Origin of the sequence: Microbacterium sp. MF43 (genome assembly GCF_012847295.1) — a bacterium.
Classification (GTDB): domain Bacteria; phylum Actinomycetota; class Actinomycetes; order Actinomycetales; family Microbacteriaceae; genus Microbacterium.
In genome coordinates, this window is the sequence record NZ_JABBDY010000006.1 from 1 (window position 1) to 5532 (window position 5532).

Genomic DNA, 5532 nt, shown 5'->3' on the forward strand with positions numbered 1-5532 from the left:
GGATAAGATTGTGAAGTTGCCCTGCTGTGCTGGTCTGTGTGGCTGGTTGGTGGGTGCGTCCGATCCTTGAGAACTCAACAGCGTGCACTTGTCAAATGCCAAATAACCTCGTCCTGACCATTTGTTTGGTTGGGTGAGATTCCTTTGGATCAATTTATGGATGTCAGTGACATTCGTTTTTGGTCAGTTTCGAACTCGCAAGCGTTTGATCGTTTTCCCGGTCTTGGTTTGCATCATTTTTTTATGGAGAGTTTGATCCTGGCTCAGGATGAACGCTGGCGGCGTGCTTAACACATGCAAGTCGAACGGTGAAGCAGAGCTTGCTCTGTGGATCAGTGGCGAACGGGTGAGTAACACGTGAGCAACCTGCCCCGGACTCTGGGATAAGCGCTGGAAACGGCGTCTAATACTGGATACGAACCACGAAGGCATCTTCAGTGGTTGGAAAGATTTTTTGGTCTGGGATGGGCTCGCGGCCTATCAGCTAGTTGGTGAGGTAACGGCTCACCAAGGCGTCGACGGGTAGCCGGCCTGAGAGGGTGACCGGCCACACTGGGACTGAGACACGGCCCAGACTCCTACGGGAGGCAGCAGTGGGGAATATTGCACAATGGGCGGAAGCCTGATGCAGCAACGCCGCGTGAGGGATGACGGCCTTCGGGTTGTAAACCTCTTTTAGCAAGGAAGAAGCGAAAGTGACGGTACTTGCAGAAAAAGCGCCGGCTAACTACGTGCCAGCAGCCGCGGTAATACGTAGGGCGCAAGCGTTATCCGGAATTATTGGGCGTAAAGAGCTCGTAGGCGGTCTGTCGCGTCTGCTGTGAAAACCCGAGGCTCAACCTCGGGCCTGCAGTGGGTACGGGCAGACTAGAGTGCGGTAGGGGAGATTGGAATTCCTGGTGTAGCGGTGGAATGCGCAGATATCAGGAGGAACACCGATGGCGAAGGCAGATCTCTGGGCCGTAACTGACGCTGAGGAGCGAAAGGGTGGGGAGCAAACAGGCTTAGATACCCTGGTAGTCCACCCCGTAAACGTTGGGAACTAGTTGTGGGGTCCATTCCACGGATTCCGTGACGCAGCTAACGCATTAAGTTCCCCGCCTGGGGAGTACGGCCGCAAGGCTAAAACTCAAAGGAATTGACGGGGACCCGCACAAGCGGCGGAGCATGCGGATTAATTCGATGCAACGCGAAGAACCTTACCAAGGCTTGACATACACGAGAACGCTGCAGAAATGTAGAACTCTTTGGACACTCGTGAACAGGTGGTGCATGGTTGTCGTCAGCTCGTGTCGTGAGATGTTGGGTTAAGTCCCGCAACGAGCGCAACCCTCGTTCTATGTTGCCAGCACGTAATGGTGGGAACTCATGGGATACTGCCGGGGTCAACTCGGAGGAAGGTGGGGATGACGTCAAATCATCATGCCCCTTATGTCTTGGGCTTCACGCATGCTACAATGGCCGGTACAAAGGGCTGCAATACCGTGAGGTGGAGCGAATCCCAAAAAGCCGGTCCCAGTTCGGATTGAGGTCTGCAACTCGACCTCATGAAGTCGGAGTCGCTAGTAATCGCAGATCAGCAACGCTGCGGTGAATACGTTCCCGGGTCTTGTACACACCGCCCGTCAAGTCATGAAAGTCGGTAACACCTGAAGCCGGTGGCCCAACCCTTGTGGAGGGAGCCGTCGAAGGTGGGATCGGTAATTAGGACTAAGTCGTAACAAGGTAGCCGTACCGGAAGGTGCGGCTGGATCACCTCCTTTCTAAGGAGCATCTGAGGGCTTCGGCCTTCCAGAACCCGGATCAGACCGAATGTGTCTGCCGGGAGCTCATGGGTGGAACGTTTGACGAGGCTCCGTTCGGGAGATCTTCTGCTTAGTACGGCCTTCGGGTCTGGAACGGTGGGGGTGATGCTGGCGGGGCGTGCACGCTGTTGGGTCCTGAGGGACCGGGTGTGGGAGTGATCCTGCGACTGGGACTTCTGGGCCCATTCTGTATGCCGGCTGGTCTGGCTGCGGGATGGGGACCGCCCGTACTTTGAGAACTACACAGTGGACGCGAGCATCTTAAAGGGATGATCCTTCGGGGTCGTCTCGAAACGATAGACAATTCTTTTGGAATTGGCTCATGTGATTTCAAGTCTTTAAGAGCAAACGGTGGATGCCTTGGCATCTGGAGCCGAAGAAGGACGTAGCAATCTGCGATAAGCCTCGGGGAGTGGATAAGCACACTGTGATCCGAGGATGTCCGAATGGGGAAACCCCGCTGGGCGGCGTGCCGACCCAGTGACTCCCGCCTGAATATATAGGGCGGGTAGAGGGAACGTGGGGAAGTGAAACATCTCAGTACCCACAGGAAGAGAAAGCAACCGCGATTCCGTTAGTAGTGGCGAGCGAAACCGGAACAGGCTAAACCGAGTACGTGTGATATCCGGCAGGAGTTGCGTATTCGGGGTTGTGGGACTTTCCGTGCTGTTCTGCCGAGCAGTGAACGTGATGCGTCGATATAGGTGAACGGTCTTGAAAGGCCGGCCAGAGCGGGTGCCAGCCCCGTAACCGAAATGTCGGACGCAGCGTGGAGAGTATCCCAAGTAGCACGGGGCCCGAGAAATCCCGTGTGAATCTGTCAGGACCACCTGATAAGCCTAAATACTCCCAGATGACCGATAGCGGACAAGTACCGTGAGGGAAAGGTGAAAAGTACCCCGGGAGGGGAGTGAAATAGTACCTGAAACCGTTTGCTTACAAACCGTTGGAGCAGCCCTGGTAGCTGTGACAGCGTGCCTTTTGAAGAATGAGCCTGCGAGTTAGCGATATGTGGCGAGGTTAACCCGAGTGGGGTAGCCGTAGCGAAAGCGAGTCTGAATAGGGCGATTCAGTCGCATGTCCTAGACCCGAAGCGAAGTGATCTATCCATGGCCAGGCTGAAGCGACGGTAAGACGTCGTGGAGGGCCGAACCCACTTAGGTTGAAAACTGAGGGGATGAGCTGTGGATAGGGGTGAAAGGCCAATCAAACTTCGTGATAGCTGGTTCTCTCCGAAATGCATTTAGGTGCAGCGTTGCGTGTTTCTTGCCGGAGGTAGAGCTACTGGATGGCCGATGGGCCCCACCAGGTTACTGACGTCAGCCAAACTCCGAATGCCGGTAAGTGAGAGCGCAGCAGTGAGACTGTGGGGGATAAGCTTCATAGTCGAGAGGGAAACAACCCAGACCACCAACTAAGGTCCCTAAGCGCGTGCTAAGTGGGAAAGGATGTGGAGTTGCTCAGACAACCAGGAGGTTGGCTTAGAAGCAGCCACCCTTGAAAGAGTGCGTAATAGCTCACTGGTCAAGTGATTCCGCGCCGACAATGTAACGGGGCTCAAGCACGCCACCGAAGTTGTGGCATTGACATTATTGGTAGGCCTTCGTGGTCCAGCCGTGTTGATGGGTAGGAGAGCGTCGTGTGGCGAGTGAAGCGGCGGGGTGACCCAGCCGTGGACGCCACACGAGTGAGAATGCAGGCATGAGTAGCGAAAGACGTGTGAGAAACACGTCCTCCGAAAGACCAAGGGTTCCAGGGTCAAGCTAATCTTCCCTGGGTAAGTCGGGACCTAAGGCGAGGCCGACAGGCGTAGTCGATGGACAACGGGTTGATATTCCCGTACCGGCGAAGAACCGCCCAAACTAACCCAGTAGTGCTAAGTGTCTGAATCCCAGTGACCGATCCCTTCGGGGTGACGCTCTGGGCCTAGCGCACGACCCCATGCTGGTGCGGTTAGCGTATTAACAGGTGTGACGCAGGAAGGTAGCCCAACCCGGGCGATGGTTGTCCCGGGGCAAGTGCGTAGGCCGAGGAATAGGCAAATCCGTTCCTCATACAGGCTGAGACACGATGCGGATGAAAAGTGGGTGATCCTATGCTGCCAAGAAAAGCATCGACGCGAGGTTCTAGCCGCCCGTACCCCAAACCGACTCAGGTGGTCAGGTAGAGAATACCAAGGAGATCGAGAGAATCGTGGTTAAGGAACTCGGCAAAATGCCCCCGTAACTTCGGGAGAAGGGGGGCCTTCGACGTATTAGGACTTGCTCCGAAAGCGTTTGGAGGCCGCAGAGACTAGTGGGTAGCGACTGTTTACTAAAAACACAGGTCCGTGCCAAGTCGCAAGACGATGTATACGGACTGACGCCTGCCCGGTGCTGGAAGGTTAAGAGGACCGGTTAGCCGCAAGGCGAAGCTGAGAATTTAAGCCCCAGTAAACGGCGGTGGTAACTATAACCATCCTAAGGTAGCGAAATTCCTTGTCGGGTAAGTTCCGACCTGCACGAATGGCGTAACGACTTCCCAACTGTCTCAACCGCGAACTCGGCGAAATTGCATTACGAGTAAAGATGCTCGTTACGCGCAGCAGGACGGAAAGACCCCGTGACCTTTACTACAGCTTGGTATTGGTGTTCGGTGTGGCTTGTGTAGGATAGGTGGGAGACTTTGAAGCGGTGACGCCAGTTACCGTGGAGTCGTTGTTGAAATACCACTCTGGTCACTCTGGATGTCTAACTTCGAACCGTAATCCGGTTCAGGGACAGTGCCTGGTGGGTAGTTTAACTGGGGCGGTTGCCTCCCAAAAAGTAACGGAGGCGCCCAAAGGTTCCCTCAACCTGGTTGGCAATCAGGTGGCGAGTGTAAGTGCACAAGGGAGCTTGACTGTGAGACTGACAGGTCGAGCAGGGACGAAAGTCGGGACTAGTGATCCGGCAGTGGCTTGTGGAAGCGCTGTCGCTCAACGGATAAAAGGTACCTCGGGGATAACAGGCTGATCTTGCCCAAGAGTCCATATCGACGGCATGGTTTGGCACCTCGATGTCGGCTCGTCGCATCCTGGGGCTGGAGTAGGTCCCAAGGGTTGGGCTGTTCGCCCATTAAAGCGGTACGCGAGCTGGGTTTAGAACGTCGTGAGACAGTTCGGTCCCTATCCGCTGCGCGCGTAGGAAGTTTGAGAGGATCTGACCCTAGTACGAGAGGACCGGGTTGGACGAACCTCTGGTGTGTCAGTTGTTCCGCCAGGAGCACCGCTGATTAGCTACGTTCGGGATGGATAACCGCTGAAAGCATCTAAGCGGGAAGCCGGCCTCAAGATGAGACTTCCATACCCTTCGGGGTGAGAGGCTCCCAGCCAGACTACTGGGTTGATAGGCCAGATGTGGAAGCGCAGCAATGCGTGCAGCTGACTGGTACTAATAAGCCGATGACTTGACAATCACCCCCACCCCTCACCGGGGTGGAAATGACTGCCCGCGTCCACTGAGTGGTTCTCGATGTACGGTCGAGAACCGCACCACAACAATCTTTTGTTAGGTGCAGACTGAAACATCAATAGTGTTTCGGCGGCCATAGCGAGAGGGAAACGCCCGGTCCCATTCCGAACCCGGAAGCTAAGCCTCTCAGCGCCGATGGTACTGCAGGGGCGACCCTGTGGGAGAGTAGGACACCGCCGGACTTCCATTACCGAAATGGCCACCCAACGCAGGGTGGCCATTTCGCGTTAACGCGA

3 rRNA genes are annotated in these 5532 nt (G+C 55.5%); all 3 read left to right on the plus strand.

From position 1 onward, the window contains the following. The first annotated feature begins 240 nt into the window (after positions 1-240). The 3 genes from HF323_RS15225 to rrf all read left to right on the plus strand — a co-directional run bounded on the left by HF323_RS15225 (position 241) and on the right by rrf (position 5478). Positions 241-1763, plus strand: a 16S ribosomal RNA gene (locus tag HF323_RS15225). A 370-nt stretch (positions 1764-2133) separates the two neighbouring features. Continuing rightward, positions 2134-5239 (plus strand): 23S ribosomal RNA (locus HF323_RS15230). 122 nt (positions 5240-5361) lie between these two features. After that, positions 5362-5478: ribosomal RNA gene (gene rrf, locus HF323_RS15235) — 5S ribosomal RNA — on the plus strand. The 16S, 23S and 5S rRNA genes sit together here, the layout of an rRNA operon. Positions 5479-5532: the final 54 nt, after the last annotated feature.